This is a genomic window from Butyrivibrio sp. LB2008, assembly GCF_000621565.1.
In the GTDB taxonomy this organism is placed as follows: domain Bacteria; phylum Bacillota; class Clostridia; order Lachnospirales; family Lachnospiraceae; genus Butyrivibrio.
Window position 1 is genome coordinate 158905 of the sequence record NZ_KK211306.1, and the last position, 17483, is coordinate 176387.

Genomic DNA, 17483 nt, shown 5'->3' on the forward strand with positions numbered 1-17483 from the left:
CTGTTCATGCCAGTTCTTTAAACGCCTCTAACACAGCGTGGTCGTGGTCTATTCCCTGTTCCTCAAACTTGCTTATTGCCGTAAGCATCTTCTGATAATCGTTTGGAACTATCTTCTTAAAGTCGGGAATATAGCTCTTAAAGTTTTTAAGGATTTCTTTTCCGTACTCAGAGCCCGTCTCTTTTACATAATCTTCAAGAATCAGCTTAAGCTCTGCAATATCGTACTTTTCGGTCACTTCATAAAGAGATGCCATATCTTTATTCATTCTAAGATAAAGAGTATGCTCCTTATCAAGAACATATGCGATTCCGCCGCTCATACCTGCAGCAAAGTTCTTACCTGTCATTCCAAGGATGACTGCTTTTCCGCCTGTCATGTATTCAAGACCGTGATCGCCGCATCCCTCGGAAACAGCGATTGCTCCTGAGTTTCTTACACAGAATCTCTCGCCCGCAACACCGCATACATAGGCCTTTCCTGCTGTTGCACCGTAAAGAGCAACATTACCTATGATGATATTCTCATGTGCCTTATATGTAGCTTTCTCGGAAGGTCTTACGATAACTTTTCCGCCTGAAAGTCCCTTACCGAATCCGTCATTGGCATCACCGTAAAGTTTCAAAGTAACGCCCTTAGGAAGGAATGCACCGAATGACTGTCCGCCACCGCCGTATGCTTCAACAAATACGGAATCTTCGGGAAGAGTATTCTTAAAGTCATTGGTAACTCTGCTTCCGAGAAGTGTACCAAAGCTCCTGTCGGTACTTGAGATATCGACTTTCATCTTAACTCTCTCGGATTCAGCTGCCTTTCTTTCCTCATCTTCATTTGCCTTAACAGCGATTGCCTTAAGGGCATTCTTTCCTTTTTCATACTCAGGAATAAGAACCTTTGAATCCAAAGTATTAACAAGTCCGAAGTCATATACATCCTTAGGATCAAAGTGATTCTTCTCGATTCCTGCATATTTGCTGTCAAGAATTCTGCTAAGATCTGCAGCGTCCTTGCATCTTGCCTTGGGAACGCTTCTCATCTTAAGGCAGTCTGTTCTTCCGACCATATCGGTAAGCTTTCTAAATCCGAGCTCACTCATGATCTCACGAAGCTGTCTTGCAACAAAGAGCATGAAATTCATGACATACTCAGGCTTACCTGTAAATCTCTTTCTGAGCTCCTCATTCTGAGTTGCGATGCCGACAGGACATGTATCTTTTGAGCATACACGCATCATCATGCATCCCATACATACAAGGGGAGCTGTTGCAAATCCGAATTCCTCTGCTCCGAGAAGTGCTGCGATAGCAACATCTCTACCTGTCATGAGCTTACCGTCAGCCTCAAGAACAACTCTGCTTCTAAGTCCGTTGTCTATAAGTGACTGATGAGCTTCGCTCACACCAAGCTCCCAAGGAAGTCCGGCATGGTGAACAGAAGATGAAGGTGCGGCACCTGTTCCTCCGTCATATCCGGATACAAGGATTACCTGTGCTCCTGCCTTTGCAACACCTGAAGCTATTGTTCCCACACCTGCTTCAGAAACGAGCTTAACAGAGATCCTTGCTCTGTCATTTGCATTCTTAAGATCGTAGATAAGCTGTGCAAGATCTTCTATTGAATAGATGTCATGGTGCGGCGGAGGTGAAATAAGAGCAACACCGGGGGTTGAAAAACGTGTGCTTGCAACCCAAGGGTATACCTTCTTTCCGGGAAGGTGTCCGCCTTCTCCGGGCTTTGCCCCCTGCGCCATCTTGATCTGGATTTCCTGTGCGCTCTGAAGATATCTGCTTGTAACACCAAATCTTCCCGATGCAACCTGCTTAACGGCACTGTTTCTCTCTGTTCCGAAACGTGCAACATCTTCACCGCCCTCACCGGTATTTGACTTTCCGGAGAGTCTGTTCATAGCGATAGCAAGTGTCTCGTGAGCCTCTTTTGAAAGAGATCCGTAAGACATAGCTCCTGTCTGGAAGCGCTTAACGATTTCTTCTTCGCTCTCAACCTCTTCGATCGGAACAGGCTTTTGGGCAGGTACGAAGGACAAAAGAGCTCTCAGTGTATGAGGTCTGTCCTCGTCATCAACCATCTGTGTATATTCCTTGAATCTATCGTAGTCGCCCTCTCTTACCGCTCTCTGCAAAGTAACGATAGTCTTGGGGTTATACATGTGGTCTTCCTTGTCATCGCCGCTTCTGAGCGCATGGAATCCGATAGAATCAAGTGTTGAATCGGTTGCAAGTCCGAGAGGATCAAATGCCTTATCATGACGAAGCTCGATATCCTCACCGATCTCCTCTATGCCGATTCCGCCTACTCTGCTGGTTGTTCCCGTAAAGTATTTATCAACAAGCTCTTTTGACAGACCTATAGCCTCGAAAATTCTCGCAGACTGATAGGACTGCAAAGTAGAGATACCCATCTTTGCAGCAATCTTAACTACGCCGCCGAGAAGTGCCTTGTTGTAGTCCGCAATAGCTGTATGATAATCTTTGTCCAAAATTCCTATATCTATGAGCTCGGCAATGCACTCCTGTGCAAGATAAGGATGAATTGCTCTTGCACCAAAACCAAGAAGTGTTGCGATCTGGTGAACGTCTCTTGGCTCGCCGCTCTCAAGGATGAGTGATACGGCTGTGCGCCTCTTTGTCCTTACAAGATGCTGCTCAACAGATGAAACCGCAAGCAGTGAAGGAATCGGCATATGGTTCTCGTCAACTCCTCTGTCTGAAAGGATAATGATATTTACTCCGTCCGCAACAGCTCTGTCTACAGATATGTTAAGCTGCTCCAAAGCTCTCTCGACGGGAGTATTCTTGTAATACAAAAGTGAGATTTTTCTCACCGAAAAGCCCTGCTGATCGAGAGCTTCTATCTTCATCAGGTCAACGCCTGTAAGTATCGGATTATTAACTTCCAAAACTCTGCAGTTGTCGCTCTTTTCTTTTAACAGATTTCCGTCAGAACCGATATAAACGGTAGTATCTGTAACGACTTTCTCACGGAGAGAGTCGATCGGCGGGTTTGTAACCTGAGCAAAGAGCTGCTTAAAGTAGCAGAAAAGCGGCTGGTGATGAGTTGAAAGCATAGCAAGAGGTACATCTGTACCCATGGAAACTGTAGGCTCTATGCCATTCATCGCCATTGGAAGAATCTGCTGTTTAACATCTTCATATGAATATCCGAACACCTTGTAAAGCTTATCCCTCATCTCCTGTGTATGTGTAGGAATCTTCTTGTTGGGAATGTTGAGCTTATTAAGGTGCAAAAGATATCTGTCAAGCCACTCACCGTAAGGCTTTGCCTGTGAGTACCTGTTCTTACACTCTTCATCTGATATTATGCGTCCCTCTTTTGTATCAACAAGGAGCATATGTCCCGGTGAAAGACGTGATTTCTTTATGATATTCTCTTCAGGAATATCAAGGACACCGACTTCCGATGAAAGGATGAGTCTTCCGTCCTTTGTAACGTAGTATCTTGAAGGTCTGAGACCGTTTCTGTCAAGTGTTGCGCCAAATACTTCGCCGTCTGTGAAAAGAACTGCCGCAGGGCCGTCCCATGGCTCCATCATTGTCGCATAGTAATGATAGAAATCTTTTCTGTCCTTGTCCATGAAGTCATTGTGCTTCCAAGGCTCGGGAATTGCGAGCATCATTGCAAGAGGAAGATCCATTCCGTTCATGTAAAGGAACTCAAGTGTGTTGTCGAGCATTGCGGAATCAGAGCCCGAAGATGAGATAACGGGATAAACCTTTGAAAGGTCATCTCCGAAAACGTCAGAAGACATAGTCTCTTCTCTGGCAAGCATTCTGTCGCTGTTTCCGCGGATTGTATTGATCTCTCCGTTGTGGGCGATCATCCTGTACGGATGAGCTCGCTGCCACGAAGGAGTTGTATTTGTTGAAAAGCGGCTGTGCACAAGCGCAATCGCTGTTCTGTAGTCAGGAGAAAGGAGGTCCTCGTAGAACTTACGAAGCTGTCCTACAAGGAACATTCCCTTATAAACAATGGTTCTGGATGAAAATGAACAGATGTAAGTATCTTCAGAAGATTTCTCATACTCTCTTCTAAGGCAGTAAAGACGTCTGTCAAATTCAATTCCTCTTGCCGCATCCGAAGGTCTCTCAATAAAGCACTGAGAAATATGAGGCATGCAGTTTCTTGCTACTTCACCCAAAATTTCGGGATGAGTCTCAACATCTCTCCAACCAAGTACCTTAAGATTCTCTTTTTCAGCAATGACTTCAAGCATGCGCTTTGCAAACATACGCTTCATAGGTTCCTGAGGAAAAAAGAACATCCCTATTCCGTAATCGCCTGCTTCTTTAAGAGAAATACCGATTTTTCTAGCTTCAAGAGAAAAGAATCTGTGAGAAATCTGTACAAGAATTCCTACACCGTCACCGACTTTTCCTGTTGCATCTTTTCCTGCTCTGTGCTCAAGTTTTTCTACTACCTTGAGCGCATCGTCAAGAACTTTGTTGTCTGCACTTCCGTCTATATTGATGACTGCACCTATACCGCAGGCATCATGTTCATTCATCCAAGTTTCCATTTTTATCCTTCCTTTTTCCTTTTTATCTTAATGAGAAAAGCATCTGTCCGTATGTCGGATATCCGAGATAGCTGTCAGGAACAAGTGCTTCTGCAGCATCAGCATACTTTCTCACTTCATCCATATCTGCAAGAATTGTCTTCTGGTAGTAAGCTGCCTGATCGAGAACCTCAGTTTTACCCTCAGCAACTGTTGTATCAGCTGCAAGTTTCTTAAGAGCTTCGCTCATCTTGCCCTGAGCTTCGTCAATTGCTTTGAGTGTCTCAATCTCGAATGCTGCACTCTTTTCTCCGAGAAGACTCTTCTTTCCTGATGCTTCATCAAGAAGGTCGCTCTGATATGCGATAAGTCCTTCCATGAGGTCTTTCTTAGCCATTTCCTGCAATGTCAAAGACTCGATGTGGATTGACTTTGAATAGTTCTCAAGGAGAATCTCATATCTTGAATCAATCTCTTCCTTAGTGAAGATGCCGTGCTTTGTGAAGAGTTCAACTGACTCTTTTTCCTTGAAGTAAGGAAGTGCATCGGGAAGTGACTTAAGGTTGGGAAGTCCTCTCTTTGCGGCCTCTGCTACCCATTCATCTGTATATCCGTTTCCGTTAAAGAGAACTCTCTTATGAGCTACAAGTGTCTCCTTAAGTACTTCCGCGATCTTGTCATTAAGCTTATCTTTCTCAACGCCCTCAAGCTTTGCATAGATCTTTGTGATCTCTTCTGCAACAGCTGTGTTAAGAACGATGTTTGCGTTTGCTACAGAAACTGCAGAACCGGGCATACGGAACTCGAACTTGTTACCTGTAAATGCGAAAGGTGATGTTCTGTTTCTGTCTGTGTTGTCCTTTGTGAAATGAGGAAGAACTTCTGCTCCCATACCCATCTGAACTTTGCCCTTGCTGTGGTATGCATTTCCTTCTTCAACACCCTTAAGTACTTCGCTAAGCTCGTCACCAACGAAAATTGAAATGATTGCCGGAGGCGCCTCGTTTCCGCCAAGTCTGTGATCGTTTCCTGCAGATGCAACGGAAAGTCTAAGAAGTGGTGCATACTCATCAACAGCTGCGATAACTGCCATAAGGAATACAAGGAAGGGAGTGTTCTCACCGGGGTTTTTTCCGGGATCTAAGAGGTTCATTCCTGTATCTGTGCAGACAGACCAGTTGTTGTGCTTACCTGAACCGTTGATTCCCTCGAACGGCTTCTCATGTAAGAGACATGCGAAGTTGTGCTTGTCGGCAACCTTCTTCATAACTTCCATTGTGAGCTGGTTGTGATCTACAGCAATGTTTGCTGTCTCAAATACAGGTGCAAGCTCGTGCTGTGAAGGAGCAACCTCGTTGTGCTTTGTCTTTGCGGGAATTCCGAGTTTCCATAGTTCCTCGTCAAGATCGTGCATGTATGCTGAAACCTTAGGTTTGATAACACCGAAGTAGTGATCTTCCATCTCCTGACCTTTTGTTGCAGGCGCACCAAGAAGTGTTCTACCTGTGAAAAGAAGGTCTTTTCTGAGCTTGTAATCATCCTTATCGATAAGGAAGTATTCCTGCTCTGAACCGATTGTTGTGCTTACTCTGTTTACATCCTCATATCCAAGGAGCTTGAGCATTTTTACAGCTTCTCTTGAAAGAGCCTCCATTGATCTTAAGAGAGGTGTCTTTTTATCAAGAGCTTCTCCGCCGTATGAGCAGAATGCTGTAGGAATGTAAAGAGATCCGTCTTTAATAAATGCCGGTGATGAAGGATCCCATGCTGTATATCCTCTTGCTTCGAATGTTGCACGAAGTCCTCCTGAAGGGAAACTTGAAGCATCAGGCTCACCCTTTACAAGCTCTTTTCCCGAAAACTCCATGATGATCTTGCCGTCTTCCGTAGGTGAAATGAAGCTGTCATGCTTCTCGGCTGTAAGACCTGTCATAGGCTGGAACCAGTGCGTGAAGTGTGTAGCACCGTTCTCTACTGCCCACTCTTTCATTACAGCTGCAACGCAATTTGCAACATCAAGCTCAAGATGTGTTCCTTTCTCAATTGTCTTGTGAACTGCTTTGTATATGTCCTTAGGGAGTCTGTCCTTCATGACCTTGTCATTAAAAACAAGACATCCAAATTCTTCTGTTAATCTTTCTGCATCAATCATTTTATTTTCCTCCGTTTTTAATATTTATTTTCCCGATGCTCCATAGTTTGAAAGAACTCTTGCGGAAGGATCGTCAACATTGCATCCTTCCCAGCTCTTATTAGGCATCCAAAAATCTATTACCATATCTGATTGTCCGGGATAGTACTTCTCAAACAGTTCTCTGTAAAGGAGAGACTCCTTTGTAAATGGAGTTGCATGAGTATACTTCTTTTTCATTGTTTCAAGATCTGCAAAAGAGTATTTCCCGTCAGCATATTCCATAAGGTCGTCCCTGAGTGAATGTCCGACAGCATCAGAGAAAGCTGCCTTCTCTCTCATAAGGATCGATCTTGGGATAACTTCATCTTTTTCAAAAGCTTTTCTTAATAGGAACTTTCCTATTCCATATGTATTGAGTTTCTTTTCGGGATTGATGCTCATTACATAACTTGCAAAATCAAGATCTCCGAAAGGAACTCTGGCTTCTAGTGAGTTTACGCTGATACATCTGTCTGCTCTTAGAACGTCATACATATGAAGCTCTCTCACTCTCTTTTTGGCCTCTTCCTGGAAGGCTTCTGCGCTCGGAGCAAAGTCCGTATATTTGTAACCAAAGAGCTCATCTGAAATCTCACCTGTAAGAACTACCTTGATATCAGTGTTCTCATGTATCCATTTGCACAAAAGATACATTCCAATTGAAGCTCTTATAGTTGTGATGTCATAAGTTCCAAGCGCCTCAACAACAGGCTCGAGTGCGTTAAGCACATCTTCTTTGGTGATTATGACTTCGTGGTGATTACTGTGAATGTACTCAGCAACTTCCCTTGCGTATTTAAGATCGATTGCGTCGATATCCATTCCTATTGCAAAAGTCTCGATCGGCTTATCCGAAAGTCTTGCGGCAACACCGCAAACAAGTGATGAATCAAGTCCTCCGGAAAGAAGGAATCCTACAGGCGCATCAGCGTCGAGTCTTTTCTCTATTCCGTTTACGAGCTTGTCGTGTATCTTGGTTGTTATGACTTCCAGGCTGTCTGTCGAAATTTCTTTTACATCAGTCATGTCCTTATAACATACAAATTTCCCGTCCTCGTAGTAATGTCCGGGCGGGAAAGGCATAACTTTCCGACAAACACCTGTGATATTCTTTGGTTCCGATGAAAAAAGAATGTATCCTTCATCGTCGTATCCGTAATAAAGAGGTCTGATACCAATCGGATCTCTTGCGGCTATGAACTTCTTCTGTGCCGCATCATAGATCACGCATGCAAATTCGGCGTCCAAAAGACTGAACATTTTGGTTCCGAGCCTCTCATAAAGAGGAAGCAGTATCTCGCAATCACTTTCGCTCTTAAAGCTGTAGCCCAGGGAAATGAGATATTTTTTGATATGCTCAAATCCATATAACTCTCCGTTACATATAACTGCGTTTCCGTTTAATGAAAAGGGCTGCATACCCGCTTCATTCAGTCCCATGATGGAGAGTCTGTTAAATCCCAGCCATCCTTCGCTAACCTTCAGAGTTCTCGACATGTCGGGGCCTCTGGAATGAGTCTTATATAACATTTCTTCAAAAAATTCCTGAGCAACATCTGCTCTAGCGTATGTAAGAATTGCGCACATACTTTATCCTTCCTCCCGGTATTTCATTTATTCAAACGGTCTGCGTAGTAGCCTGAGCGGCAATATATGCATTCTTGAACATGATGTTCAAGAATGCATCAACCAAGCCAATTTGAATCGACTTCGTCGATAGGGCTTGGCTGACTCCTGATTCATGTTCTCACGAAATCCGCAGCAGGTGCGGATTTCTGTAATTTCATTTAAATTTTGCTCTGATTGCGCCAAGCACTACGATGAGCCTGTCAGTCTCATCGTAGTGGCACAAAATCGCAAACTATTGTATATATTGCCTTAATGGCTATTGCGCAAACGCCTTTGTTGCATGAATTATATTTTTAAGTCCTCGCAGCCTACTCAACATCTGCAAGAGCAGCTGCTCCTTCTTCGCCGGTGCGAATCTTAACGACATTTTCGAGACTGTAAACAAATATCTTGCCGTCTCCGATATGTCCTGTATAAAGGGCTTTCTTTGCAGCTTCGATTACATCTTCTACAGGAATCTTGCTGATAACCACTTCCAACTTAATCTTAGGAAGGAGGGTTGCGTCCATCTCAACTCCGCGATACATATCGCCTGAGCCTTTCTGGATGCCGCAACCCATGACTTGTGTAACAGTCATCCCGGTTACGCCGAGTTCGTTCATCGCACGTCTCAGTTTGTCGTAGCGGGACAACTTAGCGATAATAACAACTTTATGAATTCCTGATTCTGTATGTACAGGTGCTGTAACAACAGGCACCGAAGCTTTCTTCTGTATTTCTGAAGCCTCTTCGTAAGAACTTACTCCGAGGTCTGTATTTTCGTTAATTGACATGTTCAGGGTGTTTGAAACATCCATGATGGCAAATCCTGAATATGCTGATGCAAGTCCATGCTCAGTGGAGTCAAGTCCGAGGATTTCTTCTTCCTCTGTAACTCTGAGTCCCATAACTTTCTTGATAGCAAGGAATGTAATTGTAATAGTTACTGCTGTCCAAGCTGCTGTGCAGATCAAACCGATAAGCTGTAATCCAAGGAGCTTAAATCCGCCGCCGTAGAAAAGACCTACAAGCTCATTTCCTGCTGAATCAGCGATTGAATAACCTGGTGCTGTATTTGTTGCGAAAAGACCTACTGCAATTGTTCCCCAGATACCGTTTAAGCAATGTACTGCAACTGCTCCTACGGGATCGTCAATGTGAAGCTTGTAATCAAGGAACCAAACGCCGAAACAAACAAGAAGTCCGGCTACGATTCCGATGATGATTGAACCTAATGCATCTGTTACATCACAGGGAGCTGTGATAGCTACAAGTCCTGCAAGTGAAGCGTTGAGACACATTGAAACATCAGGCTTACCATATTTAACCCATGTAAAGATCATGCATGTTACTGTTGCAAGTGCAGGTGCTATTGTTGTTGTTACAAATACAGATCCGAGCTGATCGATTGAAGTACAAGCTGCTCCGTTGAATCCGTACCAACCAAGCCAAAGAATGAAAACACCAAGTGATGCGGCTACAAGGTTGTGACCGGGAAAAGCATTTACTTTAGTAACCTTTCCGTCCTTATCTCTTTCGAACTTACCGATTCTGGGTCCAAGGATTGCTGCACCGATAAGAGCTGAAATACCGCCTACCATGTGAATGCAGTTGGAACCTGCGAAATCGTGGAAGCCCATCTGAGAAAGGAAGCCTCCGCCCCATGTCCAGTGTGCTTCAATAGGATAGATAACTGCTGAAATAACTGCCGAGTACACACAATATGATAAGAACTTAGTTCTCTCAGCCATCGATCCTGAAACGATTGTTGCTGTTGTAGCACAGAAAACAAGGTTAAATACGAAGTTGGACCAATCAAAGCCTGCATAGTTTGTAAAAATATCAAATCCCAGTTTTCCGATGATTCCGACCATATCCTCACCGAGGAAAAGTCCAAATCCGATCAGGATGAACACTACGGTTCCTATACAAAAGTCCATAAGGTTTTTCATGATGATGTTTCCGGTATTCTTGGCTCTTGTAAAACCGGCCTCGCACATTGCAAATCCGGCCTGCATCCAGAATACAAGGGCTGCTCCTATGAGGAACCAGACACCGAAGACACTGCTATCTATTGCACTTAAGATTTCTTCACTCATACAATTTCTCCTCTCCCTTTTTGTTCAATATCTATTTCTTTTTGAACAAAAAAACAACAGGACATCAGCCATCTACTCATACCGTAGAAGGTTGATGCCCCATTGCATCAGAATTGATATTTATTATTTAAAATTATGAATCGCATCTATTGAAAAGCCGCTTCATTCCTACGATTTTTCAACGATCCCACAAATATTCTTTAATCCACGAATACTTGTATACAATCAAGATTATAATACTCCGGATATATTAAACCGATTGCATAAGGGCATAAACGCACAGTTACAGCCCGAAAAACAGAAAAAGCGCCTTAGAGTTATTCTCTAAGACGCCCTTGTCTTTATGTTTTATGATTTTACTCTCACATATATGAGTTGTCAAGCATAAAATTTAAAAATGGAAATTTCTTTGGTGCATATGTGAGTTTATGAAAACTATACAATAAAAGGATACAGGCCTATGAACCTTAAAGGGTCGTACACTACTCCTGACGGAATCCATGCATCCGGTTGCACTACCCTTGTATACGAATGCGTTGTTATCGTTCTAAATTCCAAGAGGAAGGTACGCTTATACTTTGAGACCAGAAACTGTAAATGGACAATTGCAATATAAAAACTGTAGGCAATGCCTACAGTTCTAAGGTTTACTTATACCCATATATCACAAAGCACTTTTATATTATCAAATTTCCTTCACCCAGAACACTGAGAATTGCTCTTTTGTTCTTATCATGCAAATATGCAGCATTCAACTTGGCTTTTTTATATTGCAGATACATGCCTTCTGTCTGCTCAATAAGCAACTTTTCAAAATATCTTTCCCAACTGAAAAAAAACTGTGATTCTATAAAGTCTTCCGGATGCGCCAGAATATCGTCAACTTTTTTTCCACCAACAATTCCGGATTTAAGAATTATCCACTCAAAAGATTCCGGAAGATACAGCTTTAATTTCGGATTCTTTCTTACCTGCTCGTAAAGCCTGTTCATCTCAGGCCCAATAGCCGCTCCATCCGCAATTACACAGATTTCTTCTCCTTCTTTTTCCTTTACCAGACGAAAAAGATTAGACTTCCCATCTGCGCTTATACATTTTTTCCCTTTTTCTTCGCAAACAGCTGTAAAAAAATCGCATCCTGATTTTGAATCTTCAGTAATAACTACTTCCGGCTCCACAGGGTTTTCCTGCGTAGTAGAATATATATTATAAAAATCCTGATATATTCTATTTGTGTTCTGATACTTTCCCGAAGCCCTTAGACCATAGATTTCCTCTACACTGTAGGGAAGACTATAAAGATTCTCTCTTGTTATGATCACAAAGTAATTATCTGAACCGCTGACTATATCTGCAAATTCTTTTGTATTTATAAAAGAATTCTCTTCATCAAGAAAAACAATGCTATCATGTGTATTATTCAATATCAACTTCCAGTCAATGCCCGAGATTGTCCTACATGGCACATCACAAATAACTTCAATACCACTTGAAGCACCAAGATTCTGGAACTGCGTAATCATCTCAATAAGCGTAGTCTTACCTGTAGCGCTGTCTCCCTGGATAATAGTTATATTTCTCTTTATCTCAAATTCATAATGAAGTTTATTATTCTGTACAACTACTCTATGTTTTCCGCGCATATGCTTTATACGTACTCTCCCGCAACATCTGCTAATTCACACATATTTTTTACCACTATATCAGTGTTAAGAATCTTTATATTAAAATCACCATTACCAAAATCCATAATATGTCGAAGATTGATAGTAAGATCTTTGCTATCAGCTATCTTAAGAATCCACTTTGCACAATTGTTTCCGCATGCTGATGCATTAAAAACTTTCCCGGTCTCATCAAACTTAAAAAGCATAAGCGTCTTAACTCCGCCGGATAAAGCCTTAGGAGGAATAGGCCCCAAAACCGTACTCTGAATAAGATTAGGCCCAACCACCTCTGATTTATCCACATCCTTTATCATTTCAACAGACAAAGGATCTGTTATCCAATTGTCCTCATAAGTATTGTCAAAATATGTAGGCGGATGATAAATAGCATCCTTCATGTCACCAAAATATATACTCAGCATTTAAAGCCCCCAAATTTATAAAGACATCTTTTATCTGAAAAACATTATAACATAAAAGGCGCTCTTAAACTCAGCAACAGACCGCGTAACACGCCTTCTTGTGTTTACTTTTTTGTATATAAAAACAGAGCATATTTAAACACAAACCATGCGAAAATATGCTCTGTCATCATCATTTTAATCCGTATTTTTCCCCATATTGCTCGATCCATTCATCTCTTGGAATCGCTCTGCAACTGTTCTTACCATAAAAGCCTGCTGCCATTACGTTATCTATATTCTCGGAATCTGCCACAATAGGCATCTGCATCAGCGGTCCCTGTTCATTATTGATCTCAGGTACAACCACATCATCGACGCCCTCTTCTTCCATCAGAAGTCTCTGCAGCGCTATCTGCTCCTTGTAATCATCCGCATGACCGCTAAGATAATACTCAAGGCAAATATAATCCGTGTATTCTTTAACTCCGTGTCTTCCGACAAATGCAACAGCAAGACATATCAAAAGAGCTGCGATACAGGCAATCTTTAGTTTTCCGGCACTTATCTTAATTTCTTTTACGAAGAAAAGATATCCGCAAATATAGATGATTCCTGCTATCGTGCACAGGCAGAAGGTCCAGAAATTAAAGTTATAATATCCCGATGAAACAACTCCGCCCGCATAGAGCCTTGGCGCGTACATTGAGGCATTTACAAGGAACATGACAACCACGAACAAAAGAGGGTGCGCAAATACTGCTTTAAACTCTTTTCCCCCGGCTGCTGCGTTAAATGCAATCACAGTAACAATACAGATTACAATGAACAAAATGACCACAAATGTCTTTTGCCCAATGAACATATCAATAGCATCCGTAACAGAGTAGATAATGCTCTTAAATATTGTTGCTATGGCGCCACCTGACGGCTCTGCGCCCTGACTTATATCCGACGCGCTCCTTACGGCATTTCCGGGAGCAATAATACTGATGACAAGTCCTATAACATCGAGTACAAGCGGAATGAGTAAAAGAAGGTTCTTCTTATCTTTTCCACTGTCCTTATTAAATACAAAGCCTGAAAGCCACAACAGCCCCACAGCAATAGGAAGTAAAAGCGCCGCAGGATATGTTGCTCCGCCTATAAGTGCACTTACTACGCTCAGCCAGATAAGGTCGCTTTTTTTGTGCCACATAAGAAACCTGTCGCCGTGTACCGTTCCCCACAGTACCATGCACATGGGCATAACATAGTGCACACAGCCTACCCACCAGAACATTCCAGACTTCTGTGAAGGCACAAGCTGGAAGCTGAATATCAGGAACAGCAAGCCTACAACGGCCCAATAATAATTTCCAAGTTTCCATCTTACTTTCAAAAAGTGATGAGCAAATCCCAAATATGCTGCAATCTGCATAATCACAAAAATGTACGGCACCAGAACATATGCCGAGTCAGAAAACACCTCGGGATGCAGACAGAATACAAAACAGTCAAACCAAGTTCCCTGCCAGGTCTTCCAGGTTCCGATTGTCGTCTCTCCCGCTTCCGCCAATGCCTTAAGGAATCCTGCGCCACTGACAATTGCCTGATGCGCCCACGCCCCGTAGTTGTAATCATCGCCGCTCGCGCAGTCGTATCCCGCAACGATAAATACCGGAATCAGGGACACTCCCAATATAACAGCCAAAATTATAACAATTACCTTCTTTTGTTTATCCGTCAATCCAATCATCCGTCCATCCACATTGCTTATAAATTAGTCAATTTATTTTCCGATTCCGTAAATAGTAGGTCTAATCTTAAGTCCGTCTATCTCTTCCTGTCCAAGTTCATCAAGCACTGAATCTTTAAAATAAACATCCACGCTTCCGCTTTTCACGCATGTAAATCCTTCGAGGTCGATACTGGGCTCAATCTCGAAATGCCTGTCATTTCTGTTGTACATATAGATTACATCCATATCCTGCACAGTAAGTCCGCTGTCAGTACCATCTATAAAGAACGGTCTCTCGGTTGAGATGAAACCTGCTCCTTCGCTCCAATAGTATATATCCTTTTTTCCATGAGCTTTCAGATACATATCAACAGTCCAGTCAGCCTCGGGATTACATATTCCAAAGCAGCACAAGACATTGTAGCCTCTGTCGGAAAGGCTCTCTATCTCCTCAAGAGATTTGGTCACACTCTCTCCTCTGAATCTGTAATAGTCACCCTCAACGATCATACTGTGAGTATTAAATAAAAGCATCATTACAGAAATTGCTATATAAACCTTCTTACGTCCGCCTGCCAGCAATTTGCTGTTGTACACAAATATAACAAAGAACATAGCAAATCCGATAACTACAGGTAAAAGATATCTCTCCTCAATTCCTTCCTTAGAATAAAGAACGAACTGTGGCAACATAAATACTATTGTAATCGCAAGCTCAGGCCAATAGCGCTTAAACTCGTTATAATATGTTAAAAGAACTCCGATAAGCAGAATTCCGAAAACCTTATACCACTTACAATCATGGTTCATAGAATAAATAAAAGCTCTGAAATATGAACCTATTGAAGAACTACTGTCAAAACCTACGGGAGAATAGCTGTTAAATCCAAGTCGGATCACAGTGCTCAGAATAATTCCGACGCAAAGCAACATTACGGCAACAACATACCACAACTTTTTGCCGCAGTACTTATCAAGCAGCTTTTTCAAATCCTTATCGAAAGTAAGTGTTGTTTCTGCTCCGCTGTTTCTGATACGTCTGATATTCTCATAAACAGGCCAGAGAGCGAGGAAAGGCATTACAAGGAAAAATGACTCATGGAAGAATCCCATAAGTACGGCAAATATTGTACTCACGATACCATATGCGATTTTTTCCTCATTCTTTTCCCACTTTAACAGGCACAAAAATGCAATGCCAAAGCAAAGTAAAGCCTGCATCTGCTCAGGACCAAGCTTCCACCATACCGGAGCCTGAAATCCCACAAGACATACAAGTGAAAAGAAAAATGCAACAACACCGTTCTTCAGCGCTTCCTTGGTTGAACAAGGAGCTTTTGAATCAGTAATTATAAGCTCTTTTCCACAATAATAAAGCAGGATCATGGCAATAGCTGTCTCAACTGCCTTGATAACGCTAAGCGCAACAACATCCGCTCCTATAATATATGTCATAATAATTCTTGTCGGATAATACAGGAGATTGTTTCTGGATATGAAAGACACTCTGTCTACATCCTTTATCACATCCATCAAAGACATATTCTTGTAATTGAACAAATATGAATACTCCAGGAACTCGTGGTCATCCACAAAATGCCAACCGCTAAAAAGTGTACCGATCCCGCACGTCACACCAAATACAACGAGTAATGACAAGGCACACACACAAATCAATTCAATCCACTTATAACTTTTCTTTTTATCCATTTTCACTCCCGGTGGAAAAAATCTGTAATTTCCACTTTCTCTTCTTTATATAATCGATACTTGCAACAACATAAAATTGCAAATCAAACGTGTTTATAATATCAAAAAAGGTCCGTTGAAATCAAGTGAGTAACTGTGCTTGCACGGTTTTAAGGAAAATCTTATCTTTAAAAGCTCCTCTTTTTTCTGCCTTCTCTTTTCGAACAGCTTCCAATTGCTCAATAGAGTACCCTCTTGCTTCGGCAACGGCGTAGATTACTTCCATTAAATCCGCAAGTTCTTCAATGTTCTTATCTTGATGATACTCAGTAAGTTCTTCGTCAAGCTTGGCATCAAGCATTGCCAGATAATCTTTGTCCGCCAAGACCTCTGTCTCACAGGTTTTGCCATCCTTTTCAATAATCTCGGGAATCCTGTCCCTTACAAGTTTATTATATGTTATTACTTCCATCATAAATCCACTCCTTAAATCCCAGCGTCTGCGCCGACTCATATACAGGCTTTATTACATGCTCAAGCCGCTCTATAAATGTATTTTTGTCCAATTCATCTGAGTATAACTGATTCCGTATTTCCTGATTATTAAGATGATATGGCGCTATCTTATTAAATTCATGAGCTACGGTTTCATTCTTCGATTTCAGATCATACGCGCGATATTCGATGTCACCAAGTGCCCTGAAGTACATATTCCAGGAAGGAAGCGAATTGCTCTTACTGCTGTTGATTGATCTGGTTGTAGGATGGAGATTCCATAATTCATCATGCGCAACATACTGCCACGGAACAAAGTGATCGACTGATATTACCTCGTGCGCCAAAGATACATCGCCATAAATATCTTTTATTGAAGAATCTATCTGCACTATAAGCTTCCAATACTTCCTCACGCGCTCTATATCCCTTGAAGCAGGCGCCTCAATCTTATCCGCAATTCCGGGAACGCTCGGATTCTTGTTCTGCAAATATTGTATCAGCTTAAACTGCGCCCAGCCGCGAAGTATCTCTTTATGCTTAAAAAGATATTCTGCCCACAGACTGTTTATCTCAATTTTTGTATCAAGCCCCGCTATCCGCACAAAATAATACATCAATCTGCGCTGACGGTTAATCTCGGCAGTCAGATTCTGCTTAGAACCGTTCCACATGTTTCTTTCTATTTTTATCTCATCATAGAAAGGAACCTGCAGACGATAAGGAACATTCAAAGTCAGATCCGCTTTGTATTTCGCAATACTCTTATCCTCGGTAGTCTGCAAAAAAGCTATTATCTTCTCTCTTTTCTCCGAAGACATAAAACCATATTCATTATGAATATACTTAACCACTTCCTCGAGATTATCCGTTATACCAAGCGGCCCCAGACGCAGGTGATATTCAGTCACCATATACCAGGCATCCGCGATCATCTCGTTAATAAGCTCATCAAAAGAAAAACTGTTATTCTTCCCATCCAGTTTCCGCAGTATCGCCTGAAACCAAAAGAACTTGTAACAGTTTGTGGTATTGTCAAAAAGTCTGCTTAGGTAGCCGATATTTAGTTCTTCAGAATGTGGTAACTGCATAGGATT

General features: G+C 42.1%; 10 protein-coding genes. All 10 read right to left on the bottom strand.

Translation table 11 applies throughout. The features are described 5' to 3' along the window. Positions 1-4: 4 nt before the first annotated feature. The 10 genes from gltB to T356_RS0113370 all read right to left on the bottom strand — a co-directional run bounded on the left by gltB (position 5) and on the right by T356_RS0113370 (position 17477). Entirely contained in the window at positions 5-4555 is a 4551-nt protein-coding gene (gltB, locus tag T356_RS0113325; protein WP_035781156.1) for a glutamate synthase large subunit, read from the bottom strand. Positions 4556-4577: 22 nt separating this feature from the next. Continuing rightward, positions 4578-6686 carry a glutamine synthetase III family protein gene (locus T356_RS0113330; protein WP_035781158.1) on the bottom strand — a complete coding sequence of 703 codons (2109 nt, stop codon included), beginning with the start codon at positions 6684-6686 and terminating at the stop codon, positions 4578-4580. A 24-nt stretch (positions 6687-6710) separates the two neighbouring features. Then, complete coding sequence (asnB, locus tag T356_RS0113335) at positions 6711-8294, bottom strand: asparagine synthase B (RefSeq protein ID WP_026514908.1); 1584 nt, start codon at positions 8292-8294, stop codon at positions 6711-6713. 350 nt (positions 8295-8644) lie between these two features. Beyond that, the gene (locus tag T356_RS0113340; protein WP_026514909.1) at positions 8645-10414 is read right to left on the bottom strand and encodes an ammonium transporter; all 1770 of its coding nucleotides are present in this window, start codon (positions 10412-10414) and stop codon (positions 8645-8647) included. Between the two features lie 677 nt (positions 10415-11091). After that, positions 11092-12057 (bottom strand): hypothetical protein, encoded by a 966-nt coding sequence (locus T356_RS0113345; RefSeq protein ID WP_026514910.1) that lies wholly within the window; start codon positions 12055-12057, stop codon positions 11092-11094. Positions 12058-12062: 5 nt separating this feature from the next. Further along, positions 12063-12503: a DUF4869 domain-containing protein gene (locus tag T356_RS0113350; RefSeq protein WP_026514911.1), complete on the bottom strand. Its 441-nt coding sequence runs from the start codon at positions 12501-12503 to the stop codon at positions 12063-12065. Between the two features lie 172 nt (positions 12504-12675). Beyond that, a complete protein-coding gene (locus tag T356_RS0113355) occupies positions 12676-14220 on the bottom strand; it encodes a hypothetical protein (protein WP_026514912.1) in 1545 nt (514 codons plus the stop codon). A 33-nt stretch (positions 14221-14253) separates the two neighbouring features. Next, entirely contained in the window at positions 14254-15912 is a 1659-nt protein-coding gene (locus T356_RS0113360; protein WP_026514913.1) for a hypothetical protein, read from the bottom strand. Between the two features lie 121 nt (positions 15913-16033). Then, the gene (locus T356_RS0113365) at positions 16034-16366 is read right to left on the bottom strand and encodes a nucleoside triphosphate pyrophosphohydrolase (protein WP_330370944.1); all 333 of its coding nucleotides are present in this window, start codon (positions 16364-16366) and stop codon (positions 16034-16036) included. After that, positions 16344-17477, bottom strand: coding sequence for an HNH endonuclease domain-containing protein (locus T356_RS0113370; protein ID WP_026514915.1), 1134 nt, complete (start codon positions 17475-17477; stop codon positions 16344-16346). Before T356_RS0113370 ends, T356_RS0113365 begins: the two co-directional genes overlap by 23 nt. Between the last annotated feature and the right edge of the window lie 6 nt (positions 17478-17483).

Bases quoted from the DNA above. Each gene is read 5' to 3' on its own strand.
- gltB (WP_035781156.1), bottom strand. From the start codon at position 4,555: ATGGAAACTTGGATGAATGAACATGATGCCTGCGGTATAGGTGCAGTC.
- T356_RS0113330 (WP_035781158.1), bottom strand. From the start codon at position 6,686: ATGATTGATGCAGAAAGATTAACAGAAGAATTTGGATGTCTTGTTTTT.
- asnB (WP_026514908.1), bottom strand. From the start codon at position 8,294: ATGTGCGCAATTCTTACATACGCTAGAGCAGATGTTGCTCAGGAATTT.
- T356_RS0113340 (WP_026514909.1), bottom strand. From the start codon at position 10,414: ATGAGTGAAGAAATCTTAAGTGCAATAGATAGCAGTGTCTTCGGTGTC.
- T356_RS0113345 (WP_026514910.1), bottom strand. From the start codon at position 12,057: ATGCGCGGAAAACATAGAGTAGTTGTACAGAATAATAAACTTCATTAT.
- T356_RS0113350 (WP_026514911.1), bottom strand. From the start codon at position 12,503: ATGCTGAGTATATATTTTGGTGACATGAAGGATGCTATTTATCATCCG.
- T356_RS0113355 (WP_026514912.1), bottom strand. From the start codon at position 14,220: ATGATTGGATTGACGGATAAACAAAAGAAGGTAATTGTTATAATTTTG.
- T356_RS0113360 (WP_026514913.1), bottom strand. From the start codon at position 15,912: ATGGATAAAAAGAAAAGTTATAAGTGGATTGAATTGATTTGTGTGTGT.
- T356_RS0113365 (WP_330370944.1), bottom strand. From the start codon at position 16,366: ATGATGGAAGTAATAACATATAATAAACTTGTAAGGGACAGGATTCCC.
- T356_RS0113370 (WP_026514915.1), bottom strand. From the start codon at position 17,477: ATGCAGTTACCACATTCTGAAGAACTAAATATCGGCTACCTAAGCAGA.